Origin of the sequence: Thermoflavimicrobium daqui (assembly GCF_003313465.1) — a bacterium.
Taxonomy (GTDB): Bacteria; Bacillota; Bacilli; order Thermoactinomycetales; family Thermoactinomycetaceae; genus Thermoflavimicrobium; species Thermoflavimicrobium daqui.
The window spans coordinates 342,316-365,071 of record NZ_KZ845663.1; the positions used below are offsets into that span (position 1 = coordinate 342,316).

Sequence of the window (22,756 nt, forward strand, 5' to 3'; positions counted from 1 at the left end):
TCAGGAAGATAGTAAAGGTTAGATAAAGGTGGAAAAGAGTATCATTTTTTAATTGGAAGGAGGAAATTGCTGCAAAGCATGGAAAAAATAACTAAAGACGAACACCAAGTAGAAAATGGTACATGATGCTCATCTTACGAGTTCATGTATATGTACCGATGGCTAGTCGAGAATGGATGCCTGTGGAGTGTTATACAAACCACAGTAGGGAGAACGTGCCGAGGTGGGACACGTTGAAACAGGAATCTTCTAGACATAGGGATTTTTTTCTATGTTTTTAGTAGCAGTTTGTTTATGTACGTAGATGTGATTGTTATTGGAGGAGGACCAGCTGGACTAATGGCGAGTGCCTCTGCAGGGATACATGGAGCTAAAGTCCTTCTCTTAGATAAAGGAAATAAATTAGGAAGAAAACTGGCGATCTCTGGTGGAGGTCGTTGTAATGTTACCAATATCAAAGAAATTGATGAACTTATTAAACATATCCCCGGTAATGGTCGTTTTCTATATAGTGTGTTTTCTATATTTAATAACTATGATATTGTTGATTTCTTCGAAAATATGGGTGTTGCTCTAAAAGAAGAAGACAATGGTCGCATGTTTCCTGTATCGAATAGTGCCAAGTCAGTAGTAGAAGCTCTAGTCCGTAAAGTGAGCGAAGTAGGTACTGAGATTCGTATAAACACTCCTGTCAAACGTGTCTTATACCAAGATGGTCAAGTTCAAGGTGTAGAGTTAGATACAGGAGAGAAGATTAAAGCCACAGCAGTCATTATTGCTACCGGAGGGAAATCAGCCTCATTTACTGGAGCCAATGGAGATGGTTATGTTTGGGCAGAGGATGCAGGACATACCATCACTGAGTTATTTCCCACAGAAGTACCATTAACCTCAACAGATTGGTTTATCCGCTCTAAGGCACTTCAAGGTCTTTCACTTCGTGATGTCATGTTAACAGTGATTAATCCCAAAGGGAAAAAATTAATATCACATCGTGGAGATATGCTCTTTACCCATTTTGGATTATCGGGTCCGATCGCACTTCGATGTAGTCAATTTGTCATTAAGGCTTTAAAAAAGTTTTCCGTTCCCACAGTATCCGTGCAAATCGATCTGTTCCCCGATCAACATCAAGAGATGTTACTACAAACCGTAAAACCTTGGAGCGAAAAGCATCCGAAAAAAACAGTGCGTAATGCCTTAAAAACATTACTACCTGAACGACTCGTTCCAGTGCTAATGAGCCACTTGGAAATAACAGAAGATATTACCTGTTCTCAAGTATCCACTGAAAAATGGCAGACACTATGTCAAACTCTCAAAGCCTTTCCCATCAATGTTAACGGTACCTTACCTTTAGAAAGAGCTTTTGTTACTGGCGGCGGTGTACATACCAAAGAAATCGCTCCCAAAACGATGGAGTCGAAACTAATGTCTGGTCTTTACTTCTGTGGTGAAGTCATCGATGTACATGGATACACAGGAGGGTATAATATTACCGCAGCCATGTGTACAGGTTATGTCGCTGGAAAAAGTGCAGCTGAGCAGGTTGAGACTCGTAGAAAAAAATAACGAATGATTCAATCCTTTCCTATCCGATGGATAGGGATTTTTTGTTTAGAGCACGGCTTTGCTCGACAGCCCTGCATAGGAATTTGGAGCGGATTGCACATGCCTTCCCCGTAATCACCAACCAGAGTCAACGGGAAATTGCACTTCCGATCTAGATGTGAACTCTTCAACTCTGATTTATCCATAAAAAGTGGTAATCCCTATGACCTAATGATATCATCACAGAAGAAGACTCATAACACTAATCCGTTTTCCAAACGCAGAAACTAAACACGTATCAGTATAAGGGAAAGGAAGAACCAAATGAAAGCACTACCTCCAGCCTTTTTGGAGCAGATGAATGAATTATTGGGCGAGGAATACCCCCGTTTCCTAAAAACCTACCAACTCCCACCCATTCGCTCCCTACGCGTCAATACATTAAAAGTTCACCCCGAACAACTACCAAAGATGGTTCCCTTTCATCTCGAACCAGTCCCTTGGTGTAAGGAAGCTTACTACTATCAACATGAAATCGATCGTCCTGGAAAACATGTCTATCATGCTGCAGGACTCTATTATATCCAAGATGCAAGTGCCATGTCTCCTGCCGAAGCCCTTGATCCGCAACCAGGTGAAAAAATATTAGACTTATGTGCCGCCCCTGGTGGAAAAACGACGCAAATCGCGGCCAAAATGAAAGGACACGGTATCCTGGTAGCCAATGAAGTGGACTCCAAACGCATCAAAGCCTTAGTCGAAAATCTGGAGCGTTCAGGCGTTGCCAATGCGGTCGTACTCAACGAATATCCAGAGCATTTATCAGACCGTTTTGCCCATTTCTTTGATCGAATCTTAATCGATGCTCCTTGCTCTGGAGAAGGAATGTTTCGCAAAGACCCTGAAAGCGCTGAACGTTGGAGTCTACGTTCCGTTGAAAAGTGTGCAGAACTCCAGTTACAAATCTTATCATCTGCAGCACCTATGCTAAAAGCTGGAGGTAGACTGGTCTACTCAACCTGTACGTTTAATCCAAGAGAAAATGAACAAGTGATTACTCATTTTCTAAACAAATATCCTGAATTCGAGCTCATATCCGTTCCCCAGGCACAATATTACCAACCCGGTCGGCCTGAGTGGGTAGAGAGCTCGCCTTCTGAACTAACACATACAGCAAGACTCTGGCCTCATCACTTACGAGGTGAAGGGCATTTTGTCGCTGTACTACAAAAAAAAGAAGGGTCTCAAGGTTATCAAAAAAGAGTAGGCAAGCACCCTGCCATCCACAGCCAATTGAAAAAGCTACTTCAAAATTTCAGCTCGGATACTCTTAAGCAAAGTCTGTTTTCAGGAACACTGACCTTATATGGTGAACATTTATATCTTGTCTCAAGCGAACTTCCTTCATTAAAAGGTTTACGTGTCGAGAGACCAGGACGTTATCTCGGACAAGCAAAAAAAAATCATTTTCTTCCTTCACATGCTTTAGCATTATCGCTTAGGCCAGAGTTGGTTCAACAAACGCTCAACTTTACCGAAGATGAACCAGAACTATATCAGTATCTACAAGGTGAAGCCCTTTCCTATACACAAGGAAAAGGTTGGGTTCTCATCACAGTGAATCAGTTTCCACTTGGTTGGGGGAAAGCATCAGGCGGTCTTCTCAAAAACCATTATCCTAAATGGTTACGATGGGACAAATGATAGAGGGATAGGGTTTGCTTTTCCCTCTATTCATTCTTATCAAAGAAAGATCATCCAAAAGGAAGGATTTTGTTAATGAATGAATATCCTTTCCACTTATTTTCCTTCCTCTGTTCCCATAAAAACAGATTTCCAAGACCGCTTTTGCCTCTTGGTTGCTTGCACAAAGAGCTCCCTTTTAATGAGTAGATATCTTTGCATTTCATTAACAAAATGAAACAAAGCAGCTCGAACCTCAAATTCTTTGCGTTCTACTGGTAATGGAGATTTCTTGAAATTTTGCCTTATTTCCCTTAGTTCGTCCAAATAAAGGCTTACCGTATTACCTGGATGTATTCCTTGAGCCAAACGCTCTAAGTAGTCTGCAATGATAAGATTCTGTTCATAAGTTTCGTCAAGTGAACTTACCAATGGCATAATTCGTTGAATAATCTCAAACTGCTTCTCACGCATTTCAAAGTATCGCAAATAATCATTCTCAGTATAAAGTAAATTATTTTCTACATCACGGATCGCTTCTTCTTTTGCTTCTTGGATTAACTTCTGTGTTTCTAATATTTCTTTGCCGTCCCAATCACTCTCACCATAACGTAAATAAATGGCATATTCATTAAAAATTTTTTTAAAGTTAGCTTCTACTAATTCTTGATATTCTTTCAAACGCTTTTCGGAGCTAGGCATAATTATATTCATTAATAAAGCAAAACTAATCCCTACTACAATGATTCCCAGCTCATTAAGCAGCGTAAGGCCATCCACTTTCCCTAACATAAATAAATGTAAAATAACGACGGCACTTGTTGAAACACTATTACCAGCCTTTAATGTTACTAATAGTGGAATAATTAGGAGCAAAAGAATAGTGATTACCCAAGGGTGAAAGCCGAATAACTTAAAAGCAGCAGCTGCAAATAAACTACCAATGATACAAGAAATAAACTTCTCAACAGCACTTTCAATCGAACGTTGCCGTGTCTCCCTAATACATAAAATGGTTAGAACACCTGCAGAAGTATAAAATTCCAATCCTAACCATTTTGCCATAAGAATGGCTAATCCAGTACCAACGGCTGTCTTGATAACTCGAAATCCAATTTTCATGATATTTCACCTATACTTAACTCGATTCATATAAAATAACTTTGAAGTCTTTCCTTATTTCATTTATTTTCATTCCTATTTTACCTTATTCCCTCTTTAGCGACTACCTTAGCCTATAGCGAAAAGCTACAAGTAAATAGCATTTAACTTTACAATTATTCCATTATATTTTGAATGTACAAATGATTGTAAAAATATTTAAAGGAAGTTAGCTCGGTCAACTGGAATAAATAACTTGTATGTAAAAATAGGTTAAGAACAAAAGGAGTTGATATTTTTGAAATTTTTCCTCCCCATTCTTTTCTCTTTCTCTTTACTTTTTTCATCTGCCCCTATAAATGGATTTGAAACAAAACATTCACAAGAAATTATCGTTAAGACAAAACAAAAAGAATTTCTAAATCAGTTTGGACATATTATCGATCACAACAAAAGTCTAGGGTTTTATGTTTTACGTTTAAATAATCCCTTATTAAAAAGACAGACTATACAAAAGCTTAAACAATTTTCTTTTATACAATATGTTGAAGAAAATAGCTCCTTTCAAACTACTACCTTCCCTAATGATCCAAAATATAATCAACAATATGGACTGAAAAAGGTACATGCTAAAGAAGCATGGGCTGTCACACAAGGGAAGCCAAATACACTTATCGCTACAATTGACACAGGAGTAAATTATACTCATCCTGATTTGAAAGGAAAAGTAGTCAAAGGTAAAGATTTTGTTGAGAAAGATAATGACCCCATGGATAAAAATGGACATGGAACACATTGTGCCGGTATTGCAGCAGCTATCACAAATAACCAAATTGGTATCGCCAGCATGGCTCCAAAAACAAAAATATTAGCTGTTAGAGCATTAGATGAAAATGGCGAAGGCTATTTATCCGATATTGCAAGTGGTATCACTTATGCTGTTGATCAAGGAGCTAAAATTATTAACCTAAGCTTAGGATCTTCTGAAGACAGTCAAACTTTACGTGAAGCGGTTGAATATGCAGATCAAAAAGGAGCTATCGTGATTGCTGCAGCAGGAAATAATAGCTCATCCACACCCTTATATCCTGCTTTCTATTCAAAAGTAATCGCTGTTGCTGCTACTGACCAAAATGATGACAAAGCTGATTTTTCCAATTTTGGAACGTGGGTTGATATCGCCGCACCGGGTGTCGATATTTGGTCAACTTGGCTTAAACAAGGTTATCAACTTGAATCTGGTACTTCTATGGCTACCCCACTCGTTTCTGGTGTTGCTGGACTCCTTGCCTCCCAAGGTAAAAATGCAAAGCAAATTCGTCAGGCTATTGAACAATCCGCTGATCAGGTTCAAGGGACAGGGCTTTACTGGAGAAACGGACGATTAAATGCCGAAAAAGCGGTAAAAACAAAATCTTAATCTCCGATACATAGGGTTAGATATTTGTGAACAGAGTGATTTTCTATTGGATCTTTGTACTAAAAAAACGTCCACCAATTGGTTTGGTAGGACGTTTTTTAGCTTATTATTGTAACTTAAGAGCTTTCCCATCTTCAGTCGTAACAGAGAATTTCACTTTATTCGGGTCAATTTTACCTTTATCCACTCGGAAGTAGCCACGTGCTGGTAGATCCTTATCCTCTGGTGTACTAAAGCTTGGATCAGATGGTTTTACAACAATATTAATTAAATCAGGTCCTTTTTTCTCAACACGAATAACATCCAATTTTTTCCCTTTTAAATCTTCGTTTCCTACTTGAACCTCTATGTAATCTTCACGATCCCAAGAATATTTAATATAACTTTCTATACTACCAGCATGCTTATCTTTCGTATGCACCCGAATTCCTGGTGTTGAGCTTGGAGGATGGCTAGAGTTTGTAGGTCCATATTTATCAGCTCGAAAACCAATTTCCTCTCCTTGTTGTTTTGCTGCAACACCTACAGTTTGACTATTATTGTTTGTAGTATCGTTATTTTGATTCACACTATTGTTGTTATTATTTTCATTTTGCTGCTGATAGTCGCCTTGCGTGTTTTGTTCTTGGGGCTGATTTTTTCCACCAGGGAGTAATAGACCACACCCACTAAATAATAGCATAGAGAGGGCAAAAGTAGACAACACTACTAATTTCTTTTTCAATCTAAATACCTCCTAAAAAATTCTCTTAATTTGATTAAAACTCGTCCGTAAGAAAGTGTCAATAAATAATACCTATGACAATTTTGCCACATTTATCCTATTTAATAAAAGTATAAAATATAATTTGGTTTTTTATATATAAAACATTAGTTTTAGCAAAATCCCGCTGAATTAATCGGATATTTATTCTTATATATTAAAATTTAAAGTCCACTCTTTTGTGTACAGTTATGAAGAGTGGACTAAGACTGCTAATAAACTTTTTTTCGATATACAGAACAGAAAAACAATGCCAGCTAGACGATAGCAAATGATTAACGGTAAAACAGCCAGTAAATCCCAACAATTAAAAAAACCACACTAACGACCCCTAAGATTTTGGGAAGGTACTTCATTCGTATCCTCCATTCCATCTACTTCAATTCTACAATCGTAACCCCGGAACCGCCTTCACCATGAGAACCCATTCGATATGATTTCACATTGCGATGCTTACGTAGAAAATTATGCACTCCAGCTCGCAACGCTCCTGTCCCTTTTCCATGGATTAATGAAACATGTTTTAAGCCTGCTAAAATAGAAGCATCTAAATATTTATCAATGTCCAAGATCGCTTCTTCCACCATTTTACCACGCAAATCTAGCTCAGATTTTATATCGATAGACTTGCGTTTAACAGAAGTCATCGTTTTAGTAGGTGTAGCCACCGTTTTAGAAGCTCGCTTTTCTAATTGATTTCGAGAAAGTTTCATTTTTAACATCCCAATTTGTACTTGATATTCATTGTCTCCTATCTTTTCTACAATGGTACCTTTTTGATTAAATCTTGGGACAAAAACTTCATCTCCTAGCTCAAGTACATTTTCGTTATCTGAAACACTGACTACTTTCTGAGGCAATTCGGTATCAGGAACCGCTTCTTTAAGGCGTTTTTTCGCTTCAAATAGTTGGTGTTCTTTTAACTCCTGAGGACGTTGTTTAGCCCACTGTCGCAATTGTTTCATCACATCTTCTGCTTCATGCTCCGCTTTGCTTACAATAGCTTGTGCTTCACGCCTTGCTTGTTCTTTTAAACGGCTTTTTTCTTCTTCCCACTGCTCTAACTTTAATCTTAGCTCGCTAACAAGTTTTTCTGCTTCTGCACGTAAGCTTTCGACCTTGCTTCTTTCTACTTCAGATGTTCTTTTTTCTACTGTTAAAGCGGTTATCATTTCTTCCAAACGGCTTTCATCTTGTGAAAGCTCAGATTTAGCCAGATGAATGATGGATTCAGGCAGCCCGAGCCGCTTCGAAATAGCAAATGCGTTACTGCGACCTGGTACTCCAATCAGCAATCGATAAGTAGGTCTTAAGGTTTGGACATCAAATTCAACACTGGCATTGATAGCTTTTGGATGATTATGAGCAAATAGTTTTAACTCACTATAATGAGTAGTGGCTACAATAGAACAATCTTGTTCAATAACATGCTTTAATATCGCCATGGCTAAAGCTGCCCCTTCGGTCGGATCGGTTCCAGCTCCTAATTCATCAAATAAAACCAGACTTCGGCTATCAAGCTTCTTTAAAATCCGAATGATATTGGTTAAGTGTCCCGAAAATGTACTTAAGCTTTGCTCAATACTTTGCTCATCACCAATATCCGCAAAGACCCCACTATATACTGGTACCTTACTTCCTTCAGCCGCCGGAATTGGAAGTCCCGACTGAGCCATCAGAGCGAGCAGCCCAATTGTTTTAAGAGTTACCGTCTTCCCACCTGTATTGGGACCTGTAATGATAATCGCTTGGTATTCTGTCCCCATTTGTACATCAATGGGTACAATCTGTTCAGGATCTATCAATGGGTGACGAGCTTGTTTTAGTTCTAAGATATGATCATCAGAAAGATCAGGGACAACCGCTTTTAGCTTTTTACCAAATCGAGCTTTGGCCAGAATAAGATCAAACTTGGAGAGCGCCATCACATTTTGTTCTAAAGCTTCCACTTCTTGTGCGACTTCTCCCGTTAACTCTTGTAAGATTCGCTCTATTTCCTTTTTCTCTTTTAACTCACTTTCTTTGAGTTTGTTATTTAATTGAACGACTGCTTCGGGTTCTACAAACAATGTAGCACCTGAAGAAGACTGATCATGAATAATCCCTTGAAATGAACCGCGATATTCTTGTTTAATTGGAACCACATAGCGATCATAACGAGTCGTAATAATTGGTTCTTGCATCATTTTTTGATAGCGCGGATTTCGAATCATATTTTGCAAAGTATCGGTAATTTGGTGCTTGATCCGTTCCATTTCATGGCGAATTTTAGCGAGTACAGGGCTAGCTTGGTTCGCAACAAAGCCTTGTTCATCAATACAACTTTCTATTTTTTTCTCTAACTGTTCTAGACTGGCTATTTGATTTGTCAATCCGCGAAGGATCGATAATGAAGCTGTTTCTTCATCGATTTTGCGAAGCAGCGACTTACACTTTCGACCTGCATGAATCGTACTTGCAACATCTAATAACTCGTTTTCATAAAGTAAACCACCTACACGAGCACGACGAAGGATCGCCCGAATATCTCTCAACCCTCCGAGTGAAAAATCTCCTTTAAGGCGAATAAGATCAAACCCTTCCACTGTTTCTTGTAAACGATATTGTACCTCTTCTTTATCTGCAGCAGGAGTTAAATCTTCAATTAATTCCTTACCCAAGATGGAAGATGCAAATTGTTTGGCTATCTCTTTAACTTGTTGGTACTCGAGTGGCTTCAGTGTCCAGTTCTCCACGCCTCCATCCCCTCATCCTTATATAATCAATGGTTGTTTTTTTTTAAGTTTTCCAATCCCTATGTTGTTAAAAGTTTTGACGCTTATAACATCAACATAATCTTTTTTATTATAACACGATTTCTCTACAACCTTTCTGTCTAAAAACAATTCCACTAACACAAAATAACACCACATCATCATAGATGTAAAGGAGGATCTTTCGTGTTTATCGTTCACCATATTGTCCGTTTTATTGTGGCTATTGTTGTATTATGGTCCTTAAGTACCCTTGTCCCCGGCTTTTCTGTCTTAGGCTTTTGGACAGCATTTTTTGCTTCCATCGTGATAGCGGGAGTAGGGTGGGTGATCGAATCCTTTCTTGGTAAAGATATATCCCCTTTTGCTCGAGGCGTGGTGGGGTTTATAGTTAGTGCTGTAGTCGTTTTATTAACAGCTTGGCTTATTCCAGGGATTCGCATTTCCTTCTTGGGCGCACTCTTAGCTTCCTTAGTCATAGGGGTTATTGATATTTTCATTCCCACACGAACTCGCCAAACATAAATAAACTTAAAGGAAAGACAATCAGAACAAAGGCTCTTATTTGATGTACTTATTCATCAAGTAAGAGCCTTCGTTTACTTCATCATTCTTGATTTGTTATTTACAGAAAATATGTTTCCCTATTCGTTTCAGTTGTGGACGACTCCAAATCCACTTGGAGGTTGCACGGTCAGGATTAAAGTAATAAAGCGCGCCACCGGAGGGGTCCCATCCATTTAGAGCATCCATCACTGCCTTTTTGGCTGTTTCATTTGAAGATAGCCAAATCTGCCCATCAGCAACTGCTTCGAATGCTAATGGTTGAAAGACGATTCCTGAGATCGTATTCGGAAACAATTCACTATCCAACCGATTGAGTATGACCGCTGCTACTGCTACTTGCCCTACATAAGATTCTCCTCGAGCTTCAGCATGTACCGTTCTGGCTAGCAAATCAATATCATTTTTAGTTAAACCATGGGAGCTTTTGATAAGAGGAGGCTTATTTCCCTTTTTTGTCGGTGCTTTTTTAGCTTGCGCCCAATTTTTGGTCGCTAAATATAGTTTAAGTTTGGTTTTAGGACCCACCAGTCCATCTACTTTTAACCTAAATTCATATTGAAAGAGTCGAACAGCCCGTTCAGTTCGAGCATCAAACGTTCCATTTACGGGTCCTGTATAAAAGCCTAAAAACTTCAGTCGGTTTTGCATTTCCCAAACATACCCACCTCGAGCTCCACGTCTAATAATTTCTTTAGCAAATTCACTCGAGGAAGTAGGGGCAAGTGAAGCAGATACACTAGCAGCGTTGATTCCTGTAAATAACAAGGTACAAATCATGATCATGATAGCGATTTTGAGTTTTGGCATAACAGGATTTCAACCCTTTCCAGGTCTGAATTCTGCAGTTATTATGCCTTTATTTTTCAGGGATATACTTTATTTCTTCTTTTTGAATACTGTTTTCAGCAAAAAATAAATATTTTTGGGTTGTTCGCTTAATTACATGTATGATTAAAATAGCATGATCTCAATATTAAATGATATGGCAGAGGGGAAACAAAAATGGCTACATGGGATTTAAGTAAAACAAAACACCATATTTTCATTTGTAACGGTGGCAGCTGTAATCGAGAGGGAGCAGAAGAATTAACTCAAGCTATCCGTAAAGAAATCTCTGATCGTGAAATAGATGACATCATTCATACCACTCGCACACGCTGTAATGGAAGATGCGATGATAAATGCGTTGCCATCATCTATCCAAAAGGGGCATGGTACAAAAATTTAAAACCGGAGGATGTTCCCTTATTGGTCAATTCTCTTTTGGCAAATAAAGATTATACAGATAAAGTAAGCCATACATATCATGGTGAAGGTTTTGAACGAACCGATGGAACTACCGTCGGTATCCCGAAAGATAAAGCAAAAGTCAAAAAGGTATCTAAGAAATTTTAAAGAGGTAAGAGAAATGCAAATTTTATTAATTCGGCATGGGGAATCTATCGCTGATCTTTTAGATGTACATGAGGGACAGGTTGACTTTCCTTTAACTAATTACCTATCGCTAAATTTTTTCTAATACTAAAATCTCTCATTTACTTCCCAAGACTCGACAATTTGATGAGCATCTCTTGGATTATAACCTCTACCCATTAGATAGGTAATCGCTGCCACTTCGCGCAAAGCATGCTCGAATGAAGTATATTTAGCTTCACGAAGACCATATTGAACAAAAGGTTCTACTGTTCTTAATACTGGATACTTTAAATAAGCGTAGCGAGGTTTTCGAGGATGTCTTTTGGGCTCTCTAGGATAATAGGGATAAGAATAAGGGATATCGGACAATATTTTTCATCTCCTTTTTTAAGAATAAGTGGATTCACTATGTAGTATATGTATCAATACCCATCATGTACTGCCCAAAATGCCCTTTAGATTGGTTAGAAGGGGTAGACTTCAAAACTCTATGAGTCTACCCCTTTTTTAGCTCCTCTTATTTCTTTCTCAACACTTGCTTTAACTCGGATAAGGAATAAGTATTAATCACATCTTCTTTTTCCAGCCATCCTCTACGCGCTGTAGCTATCCCAAATTGGATTTGAGAAAGCCCACCAATAGCATGCGCATCAGTATTGATGGTAAACTTGAGTCCATACTCTTCTTTTGCTTGTTGCAAGTATGTATCTTTTAGATCGAGCCGATACGGGTTTGCATTTAACTCTAAAATCGTTCCAGTATCTCGGGCAGCTTGGAATAATTCATCCATATTCACCTCATATGGATCACGGCGTAATAGAAGGCGACCGGTTGGATGAGCGATGATGTTGACGAGTGGATGTTCAATCGCTCGAATAATGCGACGGGTCATTGCTTTTTCATCGAGTCGAAATTGGCTATGAATCGAGGCAATCACGATGTCCATTCCTTGTAATAAATCATCGGGATAATCGAGGGTACCATCGGTTAAAATATCGACTTCCGCCCCTTTTAAAATCGTAATTCCTTCTACCATTTGATTGACCTTATCAATTTCCTCCCATTGCTCATAAACCTCTTCGATCGATAGTCCACGTGCTACTTTCAGAGATCGGGAATGATCCGTGATAGCAATATATTCATATCCCAACTCTTTCGCTGCCTCTGCCATTTCTCGAACCGTATTAGCACCATCACTGTACAACGTATGCATATGTAAATCGCCACGGTAGTCGCTTAGCTGAACGAGGGTTGGAAGTTGATTTTGCTCGGCTTTTTCGATTTCTCCACGATCCTCACGGAGCTCTGGGGGAATCCAAGGAAGTTCTAGCTTGGCAAAAAGCGCTTGCTCATCTTGAAAGGTCATCATCTGTTTCGTCTTTGTATCTTCAATCCCATATTCACTTACTTTCCAACCATATTGTTTCGCCCGCTGTCGGATGCGTACATTATGCTCTTTTGATCCGGTGAAGTGGTGTAGACTACTCGCAAATTGTTCGGGAGTTACTAAGCGAAAGTCAACTCCCATCACAATCCCTTCTATATCAACGGTAATACTTACTTTAGTTTCACCTTGACCGATCACTTGTTTTACTTCAGACCAAGATACTATCTGTTTCCCTACCTCAATCGGATGTACTGTAGCTACGACAAAATCAATATCTTTGATGGTTTCTTTCCAGCGGCGAATGCTACCAGCTAATTCTACTTGTTCCACTTGATCAATCGTTGACAATTTCACCCGTAACGATTCTGCGACAAACATCGCCTGATGCACATATATTCGAGCAGGACCTTCTGAATAATTTTCAATTGCAGCTAAAATCTTTTCTTCTTTTTTCGGTCCAAATCCTGGTAAGCTACGGACTTTTTGTTGCTCTGCTAATTCTTTCAGCTCATTGATGTTCGTAATTCCTAATTGTTGATATAAGGTATAAATTGATTTAGGTCCTAAGCCAGGTAAATGAAGTAATTTGGGTAGCTCTGGTGGAAGTTGTAACCTGATCTCTTCTAACATAGCTAGTTGACCAGTCTCTATTATCTCTCGAATGATAGAGGCTGTTCCTTTACCAATCCCAGAAATCTGCTCCAGTTGATCTTGAATCTCTGTAAGTGACACTCGGCTACTTTCTACCGCTCGAGCAGCACGGCGGTATGCCTGAACTTTAAAGGTATTCTCTCCTTTCATCTCTAAAAAATCTGCCAATTGATGTAAGGTGTTAGCGATTTGTTTATTATTCAACTGTTATCCCTTCCTATTTTTCTTAGTTAGAGTCATATCCTTTACTTCAAGCTAAAGCATAAAGTACACGTTTCTTTTAACTAACACTATATAGGAATATATAGTTGGGTACAAAAGCTCATGGTTATTGATGCCCTTGAACATCGAAGACAGAGGAATCTTATTTATTAAACATATTTAGTGGTGTGAGTAATCAGAAATAGGCGAGAAGGAGAGACTTTTTATATCCTGTCTACATGGGAAATCGGCACTACATTAATATATATATAATTTTATACTTTGTGTGACTATAACCGTTATTGACAAAATACGGTCTCTATAATATTGTTTATATAATATTATAATTTGAAAAAAAGGAGTTTTGATATTGAATTTTTCACAAGAAGAATCCATAGTAGAATCTATTACAGTTAAGCCAAATCCAATTCTATTTTGGTTCACGGTGACATTTCAGTTGACTAATAAACGAATTTCATTGACAGACTATAATACACTTTTAGCTTTAATTCCATTCGGAAAAAATGAAATAACAATGACCTTGAAAAATGTAGCAAGTGTTTCAGTTAGCTCTGGTTTTTCTATTATTAGATTGTTAGTAGGTATTATCTTAACTGTTTTCGGATTAAACCTTTTATTTGATGGAATTTTCGGCATTATATTTCTCGCAATTGGTGTACTCTATTTACTTAAATGCTATTATTGCACTATAATTATTAATAATAATTCTGGTCAATCAAGATCCGTTGAAATTTCCTTCTTGGAAAAGTCAAAGTTAGAGTCATTTGCGGCTAAAGCAAATCAATCTCTAGCTAATCTATAATATAATTAGGAAATTAAATTATCGAATGTTCTTTATTATAAACCAAATTTCATTATCTGTTAATAAACCAGTTTGATAGGGAATTACAGTATTAAAACTGTTCCTCTATCAAGCTCTTTTTTTATATTATATTCCTCTTGACTGATGAATTAACAAAAATGAAAACACTAAAAAACCCCGCTACTTGCAGGTGGACAGTTCATGTTAACTCAGTGCTGTCACTTCCCACAAATAGGGGGGTTAAGTATTTTGACCTAAAAATAAGGCTTTGAACATCTCAGTCAGACTAGGGGTAACTTCCAAAATTCCTTGTGAAATTAGGGATTCATTAATGATTCTCTGCCCTGTGGTCCAAGGAAGAAAATAAAGCAGATTCACTATAATTATAAGTAACAGACTTATCTTAATCGCACCTAGAATTAGACCACTGCTTTGATTTAGCAAACTTAAAACAGGTAAACGAAAAAGTGGACGAAGTAAAAATCCAATCCACCCTAGTATTAGTTTGGCTCCGACAAACAAAATAAGAAATGCAGTCACAGATGAAATGAGCTTATCCATCGAAAGTAGCGACATCAAGGTCTCTTCATTTTGAAAGCCGATCAGATGACTTATAATCGGGGCAAACTCATCGGTAAACAGATAGGCCATTCCAATCGCAAGAATCCAAGAAACAAGCGAAAAAACTTGGGTAAACAAGCCTTTACGATAACCAAATATGCAGGAAAAGACAAATAAAACAATGATTAAGATATCAAATAGATTCATCGCAAACATCCTTAAGGTGTCTCATCTTCAACTAAATGTAAGATCTCATCATATTCTTGTTTTAGACGTAGATATTCATCTGCAATATTAACAGCTGACAAAACAGCTAATCGTGTCATATCTAAACGAGGATTAACATTAGCAATTTCCCTCATTTTTTCATCGACATGTCCTGCTACTTGTCTCATATAACTCGGACTTGCCTTACCTACAATTTGATACTGTTGACCATAAATCTCTACATTTAGTTTATTTTTGTTCAAATTAAAACCTCCTTTAAGCTAAGTAGGTAGCATGTTTTTCTTTACTCATTCAAAAAGGAGGGATCTCGCTTAGTAGATCCCTCTTCTCATTTCCGCAACTTATCTCAACTTCGCTTCCACCGTTTTTTCCAAGTGATGAATAATCTGGTCATGAACTTTTTGCACTTCTTCGTCTGTCAAAGTACGGTTTTTCGCCCGATAAACAAGGGAGTAAGCTAAGTTTTTCTTTCCTTCCCCAATTTGCTCACCAGTAAATACATCAAATAGATGGACAGATTCTAGTAATTCACCAGCCGCTTCTTTAATTCCTTCTTCTACTTCTTTTGAAACCACATTTTGCTTGACAATGATTGCCAAGTCACGAGTCACAGCTGGATAACGGGGTAAAGATTGATAAGTAACCGAATCTTCTGCAGCTTGACATAAAAGGTCTAAATCAAGCTGACATACAACGGTATCTCCTAAATCATACTCTTTGGCAACCTTAGGGTGAAGTTGACCAAGTAACCCCACAACTTGCCCGCTTAACCATATTGAAGCAGAACGCCCTGGGTGTAACCCTTCAAAAGTGGCCGCTTTAACTTCCGCTTGCTGAATGCCTAAACGTTGAAGCAAAGCTTCTAAAATTCCTTTCATTACAAAAAAGTCTCCACCGGTCATCCCTTCATATTGCCAATTGGTCGAACGATATTTACCTGTGAGTAGCATTGCCAGTTCTAGCTTTTCTTCAGGTAACTTCGTTAACTTCTGTTCCTTGCTTATATATGTTGCACCCATTTCAAAAATAGCTACATCATAGTTTCCATGATGGGTGTTATATGCAGCCGTTTCTATCAAATGAGGTAGTAAGGTCGTACGCAAAATAGAACGTTCTGAACTCATTGGCATGGATAGATGAATAGGGTTTGCATTAGGATTAAGTGATACAGTCTTTTGATTGACCTCTGGTGAAGTTAAGCTATAGGTAATGACTTCATTCAAACCTAAACCACGTAATGTTTGACGAATAATTCTACGGATTTTTTGCTCCTTGGTTAACTTTCCGGGAATATTTTTACCTTTGAGTAAACTAGATGGAATACGGTCATAGCCATATAGTCGAGCCACTTCTTCAATCAAGTCAACCTCAATCGTTACATCTTGTCGGCGAGTAGGTACTTGAACTGAATACTCTCCATTCTTATATTTAGCAGAGAAATTTAATCGTTTAAAAATAGCAAGTACTTCTTGGCTCTCTAGCTGAACACCCAAGAGTTTGATTAAACGATCATGTCGAAGAGTAATCACTACATCTTCAACATCACCAATCCGCTCTGAAATAAGATTAGAACCTACTTTTCCTCCTGCAATTTGTTGGATAAGCTGAACAGCTCTTGTTAGTGCAGGTATAATACGATCAGGATCAACTCCTCTTTCAAAACGATGACTCGCTTCTGAACGCAATCCCAGTTTACGTACTGCTTTTCGAGTAATCACAGGATCAAAGAACGCAGATTCAATTAAAACTGAAGTCGTTTCATCACTAACCTCAGTTGCTTCTCCACCCATAATACCAGCAATCCCCAAAGCTTCTTTTCCATCTGTAATCAGTAAGGTCTCTTCATCACATTTTCTTTTCGTTCCATCAAGGGTTATGATTGTTTCACCCAGTCTAGCTCTCCGAACAACGATCTTTCCGTCAGTTATTTTTTGATAATCATAAGCATGTAGCGGTTGTCCGGTTTCGATCATGACATAGTTCGTAATATCAACGATGTTATTAATGGGTCGAATTCCAGCAGAGATCAAAAAGTTTTGGAGCCATTGTGGCGAAGGACCTACTTTGATATTGTGAACAACTTGTGCTGCGAAGAAAGGACAGTCTTCCTCTGATTCAATACGAAGATGAATAGGGGATTCTTTTCCTTTTACCTTTTGTTCTTCAATATCAGGTAGATTTAACTTTCGATCAAAAATCGCTGCTATTTCAAATGCGACCCCTATCATACTGAGACAATCGGCTCTGTTAGGGGTTAATTGCAGTTCAATCACTTGATCATCCATGCCCAAATACTTCTTGATATTTTGTCCGATTGGGGCATCTTTTCCTAATACTAAAATACCTTCTAGTTGCTCTTTCATTATCATTTTTTCAGGTAAACCTAACTCTTTAGCTGAACAAATCATCCCATGAGATTCCACTCCACGGAGTTTTGTCTTTTTAATCTTGACTCCACCCGGTAGAGTTGCCCCAACTAAAGCAACGGGCACGAGTTGACCTTCAGCAACATTAGGCGCACCACACACAATTTGCAAAGGTTCTCCTTTACCAACGAACACAGAGCAAACCTTTAAGCGATCTGCAGCAGGATGAGGTTCAACCACCAATACTTTCCCAATAACTACATGGTTTACCCCGTTATCCCGCGTATAAATGACTTCTACTTCTATTCCAGTTCGGTTGAGCTCTTCAGCAATATCCTCAGCACTAATTCCATCTAAATCAACATATTTACTTAGCCACTCATATGATACAAGCATCTTCTTTCCTCCTATTCCGATTGGAATTGACGTAAGAATCGTAGGTCATTGTTATAAAAGTGACGAATATCATCAATCCCGTATTTCAACATCGCAATTCGCTCAATCCCTGTTCCAAAAGCAAAACCCGTATAATGCTCTGGATTATAACCTGATTTTTCAAGTACACGAGGATGGACCATTCCCGCTCCTAAAATTTCTAACCATCCTTTTTGAGGATCATAAATATCAATTTCTACACTTGGTTCAGTAAATGGGAAAAAACTTGGACGTAAACGAATTTCTGTCTCTTTGCCAAACATTTTTTGGATAAAGGTAAGTAAAACCCCTTTTAATTCACTCATGGATACACCACGATCTACGACCAGCCCTTCAATCTGCATAAATTGATGGGAGTGAGTCGCATCATCACTATCACGACGATATACTTTACCAGGGCAGATGATTCGTACAGGAACTTCTCCTTCTTTCGCAAGCATGGTTCGTGGTTGAACGCTAGATGTATGTGTTCGTAATAGAATTTCTGGATTAATATAAAATGAGTCTTGCATATCCCGTGCTGGATGTTCTTTTAAAAAGTTCAACATCTCAAAGTTATATTTATCTGTTTCTACTTCAGGGCCTTCGGCAACTTCAAATCCCATTCCAATAAAAATATCTTCCATCTGTTCCCAAATGGCTTGAAGTGGATGGATCGCACCGACTGTGAGAGGAAGTCCTGGCAAAGTAACATCAACCGTTTGCTCTCTGAGTTGCTTCTCTAGTTTCTCTTCCTCTAGCTCTTCTGTCTTACTAGAGATTAAACTTTCTAATCGATTTCGAATCTCATTCGCTAAAGCTCCCACCTGCGGACGCTCTTCTGGGGATAAACCTCCCATTCCTCTTAAAACACTTGTTAATTCTCCTTTTTTACCTAGAAACTTAACTTTCAACTCTTTTAACGTATTTAAATCATGAGCAGATTTGATTTTTGTTTCTGCTATGATTTTTAGCTCATTTAATCGCTTTTGCATCGTAAACGCTCCTTTCATCAGAGAGAATGTGATCTAGGTTTGCTTCAAAAAGAAATTTCTATAAAAATAAAAAAATCTCACGTCCTCAAGGGACGAGAGATTCGCGGTACCACCCTTATTGAAAAGCTTGAATTGCTTTTCCTCTTGATTTAGATAACGGTTTACCCGGTACCCTCTACTTTTGCTTTCGCTGTTCAAGGGACTGCTCCAGAGCGAATTTCAACAGCCGCTACCTTAGAGATGCTTTCAGTCTAAGACATCCCCTCCCTGCAAGGACTGCACTGTTTACTTAATCTCTATCATCACACCATACATATAAAAATTTTTTACTACAATTATATACAAAATATTTTCACTGTGCAACCATATAGAAGTATCAAATAAAGCATTATCGTATAAATAAGAGAGGCATTTTTCGACTAAGAGACCTCTCACTTTATCCTCATAGGATTAGAACTAAAAAGCAATAGATAATTGCCGGATTCTTTCATATAGAAGAATGGCACTTGTTACTGCTACATTGAGTGATTCCGTATTCCCGGGCATCGGAATCATCACTTCATCATCCACAAATGATAACCAGTCTGAATGCACTCCATTTCCTTCATTGCCTAGTAAAATGGCAACTTGTCTCGGAAACTGATACTCAAAAGATAAATTTCCGGCATGAGGAGACGTATTTACGATAGTAACTCCATTTTCTTTTAAGTATGTAAAACAAGTCGATAAGTCCATTTGCACGATAGGCAAACGAAATACAGATCCCATAGCTGCCCGAACCACTTTTGGATTATATCGATCTACTGTTCCTTTTCCTAAAAAAATACCCGTTACTTTAGCAGCTTCAGCCGTTCGCAAAATAGTTCCGAGGTTTCCAGGATCCTGAATCGCATCCAATAATAAAAAAGTCTTCGCTAAATCATCTGTCTCTAATAACTCTTCAATTTGCCAAGATTGCATTTCTATTTCAGCAGCAATTCCTTGAGGTGCTTGTGTCTCCATGAGACTAGCAAATAAAGAGTTGGATAGCTGATAGATCGGGGCAGGATGATCTAAATACTCTATGAACTCCTTTGATTGCTCATTAAGGATCCAAGACCGAATGGTTACTTTTGAACGGAGCGCTTCCTTGACCAAATGCTCTCCTTCAATGAGTAAGGAGCGAAATTGTTCTCTCCCTTTACGGCTACGTAGTTTTTTCCAACGTTTGATCTGTTCATTTTGGGATGATGTGATTTGTATTTGTTTATTCATCTTCTGCGCACGCCTCTTCAAGCTTTTGCAAATCATTATTATGCCCAATCACAACCAGGTTATCACTGGCATAAATGACATCATTTGGTGATGGAGTGATATCATACTTACCATTTCTCTTAATCGCCATCACATTACACCCAAAGCGCTGTCGTATATTTAATTCTTGTAATGTTTTTCCATCAAAAAATTCGCCAGCTTTCACTTCTATGATACTAAAGTCATTGGATAACTCTACATAATCTAAGATATTTGGTGAAATTAAATGATGTACCACCCGAACTCCCATATCACGTTCTGGATAAACCACACGCTCTGCCCCAATTTTTTCTAGGACTTTACCATGTAAATCATTTCTTGCTTTTACAACAATTTTATTAACCCCTATCTCTTTTAAGATTAGGGTTGTCATAATACTTGCTTGTATATCTTCACCGATCGCAACAACAACTACATCAAAATTACGTATTCCAATTGCTTTCAAAGCATTTTCGTCTGTGGAATCTGCTTCTATGACATGCGGAATAACTTGTGCCATATCCTGAACACGCCCGGGATCTCGATCTACTGCTAAAACTTCATATCCCATTGAATGTAACTTTTGTGCAACACTTCCTCCAAACCGTCCTAAGCCAATTACTGCAAATTGTTTATTCACTATTACACCTCCAATATGTATAACCATATTATATCCAACTTATTTTTAGGATAAAGTGAAGATTTCCCGTAAAAGCTATAAGTAATCAATCCGAAAGTTGGGAGGATACTTGATGAACTTTAATGTACGAGGTGCTGTAATTCATAATATCCAAAATCTAAATAACCAAGATTTACAAAATTTGGTTCAAGACTCTATCCAACAAGGCGAAGAAAAACTATTGCCTGGGTTAGGTGTCATTTTTGAAGTGATTTGGAAAAATAGCCCACCTCAAGAGCAGACACACATGATTCAAACCCTTCAACAATCTCTTTCGAAAGTCTCTACACCTTCTCCACTTCCTAAAATATAAAATGAAGCCCCTTGTTTGGGGCTTCAAATTCTTTAAAAACAACCTCCATATCCACCATAACCAAATCCTCCAAGTCCTCCCCACCAGAAAAAAATAAAGAATAAAAAGAGGATGACAAGGACAGCAATGATAATCCACCGTTTGAATCCAAATCCTATCCCACCAAATAATCCCTTGGTTTGTATGGTTGACATTCCTTACCTCCTCCTATCCATACACTCTTTACCAGTGTATGTGCTTTGAGGCAAGTGGGTTGGACAGATACCGGAGGATATGGCCTATTCTTAGAAAGCGATTGTCATTTCATCAACCCTTATTTGCACGTTGACATAGCCACAAGCATAACGTTATGAGTATAAATGCGATTAACGCTAAAAATGGAATCGTAATAAACCCTAGCCAATCAATATAATCTTTGTTACATGGAACCCCTACTGTACATGGTGCTATTTCAGCTAAACCTGGTACTTTTTGTTGTAAATAATGAAATAATGCAATGCCCCCACCAATGATTGAAAGCGGGAGCGTATAGGGAATAATTCTTACATCATTTCGGTAAGATGCGATTCCAAGTAGAATTACTAACGGATACATTAAAATTCGCTGATACCAACAAAGTGTACAAGGAACATACTGTGCTATCTCACTGAAATAAAGACTCCCCAGTGTCGCAACGATAGATATAATCCACGCAAAGTAAAGACCATATCGCTCAAATACTTGACTCATTTTCCTTGCAGCTCTTTCTCAATCGCTTTTTTCAACTCTTCGTACTTCATCGATGAATCTACTTTTTTTCCATTAACATAAACAGTGGGTACCGAATTGACTTGATGTGTTTGGGCTAATAAATTATCCGAATCAACAGCACTTTTAAAAGTGTTATTTTTCAAATCCTGTGATAGCTTATTGACATCCACTTCTGGAATATTCTTTTTCACTAGATCAGTCAAAAACTCCGGTGTAGCCCAAACTTTATCTTCAGCCTGCTGATTTTGATATACAATATCATAAAACTTCCAAAACGCCTCAGGTTTTTGTTTAAAGATCGATTCTCCAGCCATTGCTGCTGTCATTGAGTCTGGACCAAGGAAAGCCATATTCACAAAATGCATTTGGACTTTTCCTGTATCTATGAAGTCTTTTTTTAGTTTTGGATAAACTTCATCGTGAAACATTTTACAAGATGGACATTTATAATCACCAAACTCCACCAATTTAACGGGGGCATCTGGACTTCCTATGGCTGGCTGTCCCTTTGTTAATACATCATTATTTTGTTTTACACTTTCTGCTGAAGAGCTTCCTGTCAAATTACTAACTAACGAATATATTCCCAAGCCTAAAACCACAAGCAAAACGGTTACGATTGTAATCACTTGCATATCTAGACCTTTTTTCTTCTTTTGATTCCCCAAAAAGAATCCCCCCTTATCTTTTATTCAACTCGAATTATATCAGCTCTACTATTTAATTTCATCGTAGAGTTATAGGTTTTTTAAAAATACCTTAAGTAAAGTGCTATATCTTACTATGAAACTGTAAATACAATCTATTTTAAAAATCAAGTCGTTAAATTAGACATTTTTTTTACTATTTATATAGGAACCTT

At 38.1% G+C, this 22,756-nt stretch carries 22 protein-coding genes, 1 pseudogene and 1 other annotated feature; of the genes and pseudogenes, 8 read left to right on the forward strand and 15 right to left on the reverse strand.

Annotation, left to right across the window (positions count from 1 at the left end):
• Positions 1 to 294 precede the first annotated feature (294 nt).
• Entirely contained in the window at positions 295 to 1,572 is a 1,278-nt protein-coding gene (locus DL897_RS01640; RefSeq protein WP_113657387.1) for a BaiN/RdsA family NAD(P)/FAD-dependent oxidoreductase, read from the forward strand.
• A gap of 303 nt (positions 1,573 to 1,875) precedes the next feature.
• Positions 1,876 to 3,255, forward strand: coding sequence for an RsmB/NOP family class I SAM-dependent RNA methyltransferase (locus tag DL897_RS01645; protein ID WP_113657388.1), 1,380 nt, complete (start codon positions 1,876 to 1,878; stop codon positions 3,253 to 3,255).
• 96 nt (positions 3,256 to 3,351) lie between these two features.
• On the opposite strand, the gene DL897_RS01650 is transcribed toward DL897_RS01645, so the two are convergent.
• Complete coding sequence (locus tag DL897_RS01650; protein WP_113657389.1) at positions 3,352 to 4,356, reverse strand: aromatic acid exporter family protein; 1,005 nt, start codon at positions 4,354 to 4,356, stop codon at positions 3,352 to 3,354.
• A 277-nt stretch (positions 4,357 to 4,633) separates the two neighbouring features.
• Here DL897_RS01650 and DL897_RS01655 point away from each other — a divergent pair, with 277 nt between their 5' ends.
• Positions 4,634 to 5,755 carry a S8 family peptidase gene (locus DL897_RS01655; protein WP_168188594.1) on the forward strand — a complete coding sequence of 374 codons (1,122 nt, stop codon included), beginning with the start codon at positions 4,634 to 4,636 and terminating at the stop codon, positions 5,753 to 5,755.
• A gap of 106 nt (positions 5,756 to 5,861) precedes the next feature.
• On the opposite strand, the gene DL897_RS01660 is transcribed toward DL897_RS01655, so the two are convergent.
• Positions 5,862 to 6,479, reverse strand: coding sequence for a hypothetical protein (locus tag DL897_RS01660; RefSeq protein WP_113657391.1), 618 nt, complete (start codon positions 6,477 to 6,479; stop codon positions 5,862 to 5,864).
• Between the two features lie 413 nt (positions 6,480 to 6,892).
• Complete coding sequence (locus DL897_RS01665) at positions 6,893 to 9,253, reverse strand: endonuclease MutS2 (RefSeq protein ID WP_113657392.1); 2,361 nt, start codon at positions 9,251 to 9,253, stop codon at positions 6,893 to 6,895.
• A 204-nt stretch (positions 9,254 to 9,457) separates the two neighbouring features.
• On the opposite strand from DL897_RS01665, the gene DL897_RS01670 reads away from it, so the two are divergent.
• Positions 9,458 to 9,796 (forward strand): phage holin family protein, encoded by a 339-nt coding sequence (locus DL897_RS01670; protein WP_113657393.1) that lies wholly within the window; start codon positions 9,458 to 9,460, stop codon positions 9,794 to 9,796.
• A 96-nt stretch (positions 9,797 to 9,892) separates the two neighbouring features.
• On the opposite strand, the gene sleB is transcribed toward DL897_RS01670, so the two are convergent.
• On the reverse strand, positions 9,893 to 10,645 hold the full coding sequence (gene sleB, locus DL897_RS01675; RefSeq protein ID WP_113657394.1) for a spore cortex-lytic enzyme: 753 nt from the start codon (positions 10,643 to 10,645) through the stop codon (positions 9,893 to 9,895).
• A gap of 195 nt (positions 10,646 to 10,840) precedes the next feature.
• On the opposite strand from sleB, the gene DL897_RS01680 reads away from it, so the two are divergent.
• Positions 10,841 to 11,233 carry a (2Fe-2S) ferredoxin domain-containing protein gene (locus DL897_RS01680; protein ID WP_113657395.1) on the forward strand — a complete coding sequence of 131 codons (393 nt, stop codon included), beginning with the start codon at positions 10,841 to 10,843 and terminating at the stop codon, positions 11,231 to 11,233.
• A gap of 13 nt (positions 11,234 to 11,246) precedes the next feature.
• Positions 11,247 to 11,330 (forward strand): annotated as a pseudogene (locus DL897_RS01685) (histidine phosphatase family protein); the annotation flags it as partial.
• A gap of 29 nt (positions 11,331 to 11,359) precedes the next feature.
• On the opposite strand, the gene DL897_RS01690 reads toward DL897_RS01685, so the two are convergent.
• Both DL897_RS01690 and polX read right to left on the reverse strand, forming a co-directional pair.
• Entirely contained in the window at positions 11,360 to 11,623 is a 264-nt protein-coding gene (locus DL897_RS01690; RefSeq protein ID WP_240627232.1) for a hypothetical protein, read from the reverse strand.
• A 148-nt stretch (positions 11,624 to 11,771) separates the two neighbouring features.
• On the reverse strand, positions 11,772 to 13,496 hold the full coding sequence (gene polX / locus DL897_RS01695; RefSeq protein ID WP_113657397.1) for a DNA polymerase/3'-5' exonuclease PolX: 1,725 nt from the start codon (positions 13,494 to 13,496) through the stop codon (positions 11,772 to 11,774).
• Positions 13,497 to 13,863: 367 nt separating this feature from the next.
• Between polX and DL897_RS01700 the strand changes: the two genes are divergently transcribed.
• Entirely contained in the window at positions 13,864 to 14,316 is a 453-nt protein-coding gene (locus DL897_RS01700; protein WP_113657398.1) for a hypothetical protein, read from the forward strand.
• A gap of 240 nt (positions 14,317 to 14,556) precedes the next feature.
• On the opposite strand, the gene DL897_RS01705 is transcribed toward DL897_RS01700, so the two are convergent.
• The 6 genes from DL897_RS01705 to DL897_RS01730 form a co-directional block, all read right to left on the reverse strand.
• Positions 14,557 to 15,084: a CvpA family protein gene (locus tag DL897_RS01705; protein WP_168188595.1), complete on the reverse strand. Its 528-nt coding sequence runs from the start codon at positions 15,082 to 15,084 to the stop codon at positions 14,557 to 14,559.
• Positions 15,085 to 15,095: 11 nt separating this feature from the next.
• Positions 15,096 to 15,347, reverse strand: coding sequence for a cell division protein ZapA (gene zapA, locus DL897_RS01710; protein ID WP_113657400.1), 252 nt, complete (start codon positions 15,345 to 15,347; stop codon positions 15,096 to 15,098).
• 99 nt (positions 15,348 to 15,446) lie between these two features.
• Positions 15,447 to 17,867: a phenylalanine--tRNA ligase subunit beta gene (pheT, locus tag DL897_RS01715; protein ID WP_113657401.1), complete on the reverse strand. Its 2,421-nt coding sequence runs from the start codon at positions 17,865 to 17,867 to the stop codon at positions 15,447 to 15,449.
• Positions 17,868 to 17,878: 11 nt separating this feature from the next.
• Positions 17,879 to 18,880 carry a phenylalanine--tRNA ligase subunit alpha gene (pheS, locus tag DL897_RS01720; protein WP_113657402.1) on the reverse strand — a complete coding sequence of 334 codons (1,002 nt, stop codon included), beginning with the start codon at positions 18,878 to 18,880 and terminating at the stop codon, positions 17,879 to 17,881.
• A gap of 85 nt (positions 18,881 to 18,965) precedes the next feature.
• Positions 18,966 to 19,192: a binding site (T-box leader), on the reverse strand.
• 144 nt (positions 19,193 to 19,336) lie between these two features.
• Positions 19,337 to 20,134, reverse strand: coding sequence for a TrmH family RNA methyltransferase (locus DL897_RS01725; RefSeq protein ID WP_168188596.1), 798 nt, complete (start codon positions 20,132 to 20,134; stop codon positions 19,337 to 19,339).
• The gene (locus DL897_RS01730; protein ID WP_113657715.1) at positions 20,127 to 20,795 is read right to left on the reverse strand and encodes a potassium channel family protein; all 669 of its coding nucleotides are present in this window, start codon (positions 20,793 to 20,795) and stop codon (positions 20,127 to 20,129) included. The genes DL897_RS01725 and DL897_RS01730 overlap by 8 nt, the downstream gene beginning before the upstream one ends.
• Before the next feature lie 109 nt (positions 20,796 to 20,904).
• Here DL897_RS01730 and sspI point away from each other — a divergent pair, with 109 nt between their 5' ends.
• On the forward strand, positions 20,905 to 21,144 hold the full coding sequence (gene sspI, locus DL897_RS01735; protein WP_113657404.1) for a small acid-soluble spore protein SspI: 240 nt from the start codon (positions 20,905 to 20,907) through the stop codon (positions 21,142 to 21,144).
• A 32-nt stretch (positions 21,145 to 21,176) separates the two neighbouring features.
• On the opposite strand, the gene DL897_RS18090 is transcribed toward sspI, so the two are convergent.
• The 3 genes from DL897_RS18090 to DL897_RS01745 all read right to left on the reverse strand — a co-directional run bounded on the left by DL897_RS18090 (position 21,177) and on the right by DL897_RS01745 (position 22,562).
• Positions 21,177 to 21,338: a hypothetical protein gene (locus DL897_RS18090; protein WP_168188597.1), complete on the reverse strand. Its 162-nt coding sequence runs from the start codon at positions 21,336 to 21,338 to the stop codon at positions 21,177 to 21,179.
• A 112-nt stretch (positions 21,339 to 21,450) separates the two neighbouring features.
• Positions 21,451 to 21,873 (reverse strand): disulfide oxidoreductase, encoded by a 423-nt coding sequence (locus DL897_RS01740; protein ID WP_113657405.1) that lies wholly within the window; start codon positions 21,871 to 21,873, stop codon positions 21,451 to 21,453.
• The gene (locus DL897_RS01745; protein WP_113657406.1) at positions 21,870 to 22,562 is read right to left on the reverse strand and encodes a DsbA family protein; all 693 of its coding nucleotides are present in this window, start codon (positions 22,560 to 22,562) and stop codon (positions 21,870 to 21,872) included. The genes DL897_RS01740 and DL897_RS01745 overlap by 4 nt, the downstream gene beginning before the upstream one ends.
• Positions 22,563 to 22,756: the final 194 nt, after the last annotated feature.

Excerpts from the sequence above, each read along its gene's own strand:
- DL897_RS01640 (WP_113657387.1), top strand. The coding sequence starts at position 295 with ATGTACGTAGATGTGATTGTTATTGGAGGAGGACCAGCTGGACTAATG.
- DL897_RS01645 (WP_113657388.1), top strand. The coding sequence starts at position 1,876 with ATGAAAGCACTACCTCCAGCCTTTTTGGAGCAGATGAATGAATTATTG.
- DL897_RS01650 (WP_113657389.1), bottom strand. The coding sequence starts at position 4,356 with ATGAAAATTGGATTTCGAGTTATCAAGACAGCCGTTGGTACTGGATTA.
- sleB (WP_113657394.1), bottom strand. The coding sequence starts at position 10,645 with ATGCCAAAACTCAAAATCGCTATCATGATCATGATTTGTACCTTGTTA.
- DL897_RS01680 (WP_113657395.1), top strand. The coding sequence starts at position 10,841 with ATGGCTACATGGGATTTAAGTAAAACAAAACACCATATTTTCATTTGT.
- DL897_RS01705 (WP_168188595.1), bottom strand. The coding sequence starts at position 15,084 with ATGAATCTATTTGATATCTTAATCATTGTTTTATTTGTCTTTTCCTGC.
- pheT (WP_113657401.1), bottom strand. The coding sequence starts at position 17,867 with ATGCTTGTATCATATGAGTGGCTAAGTAAATATGTTGATTTAGATGGA.
- pheS (WP_113657402.1), bottom strand. The coding sequence starts at position 18,880 with ATGCAAAAGCGATTAAATGAGCTAAAAATCATAGCAGAAACAAAAATC.
- DL897_RS01725 (WP_168188596.1), bottom strand. The coding sequence starts at position 20,134 with ATGAATAAACAAATACAAATCACATCATCCCAAAATGAACAGATCAAA.
- sspI (WP_113657404.1), top strand. The coding sequence starts at position 20,905 with ATGAACTTTAATGTACGAGGTGCTGTAATTCATAATATCCAAAATCTA.
- DL897_RS18090 (WP_168188597.1), bottom strand. The coding sequence starts at position 21,338 with ATGTCAACCATACAAACCAAGGGATTATTTGGTGGGATAGGATTTGGA.
- DL897_RS01740 (WP_113657405.1), bottom strand. The coding sequence starts at position 21,873 with ATGAGTCAAGTATTTGAGCGATATGGTCTTTACTTTGCGTGGATTATA.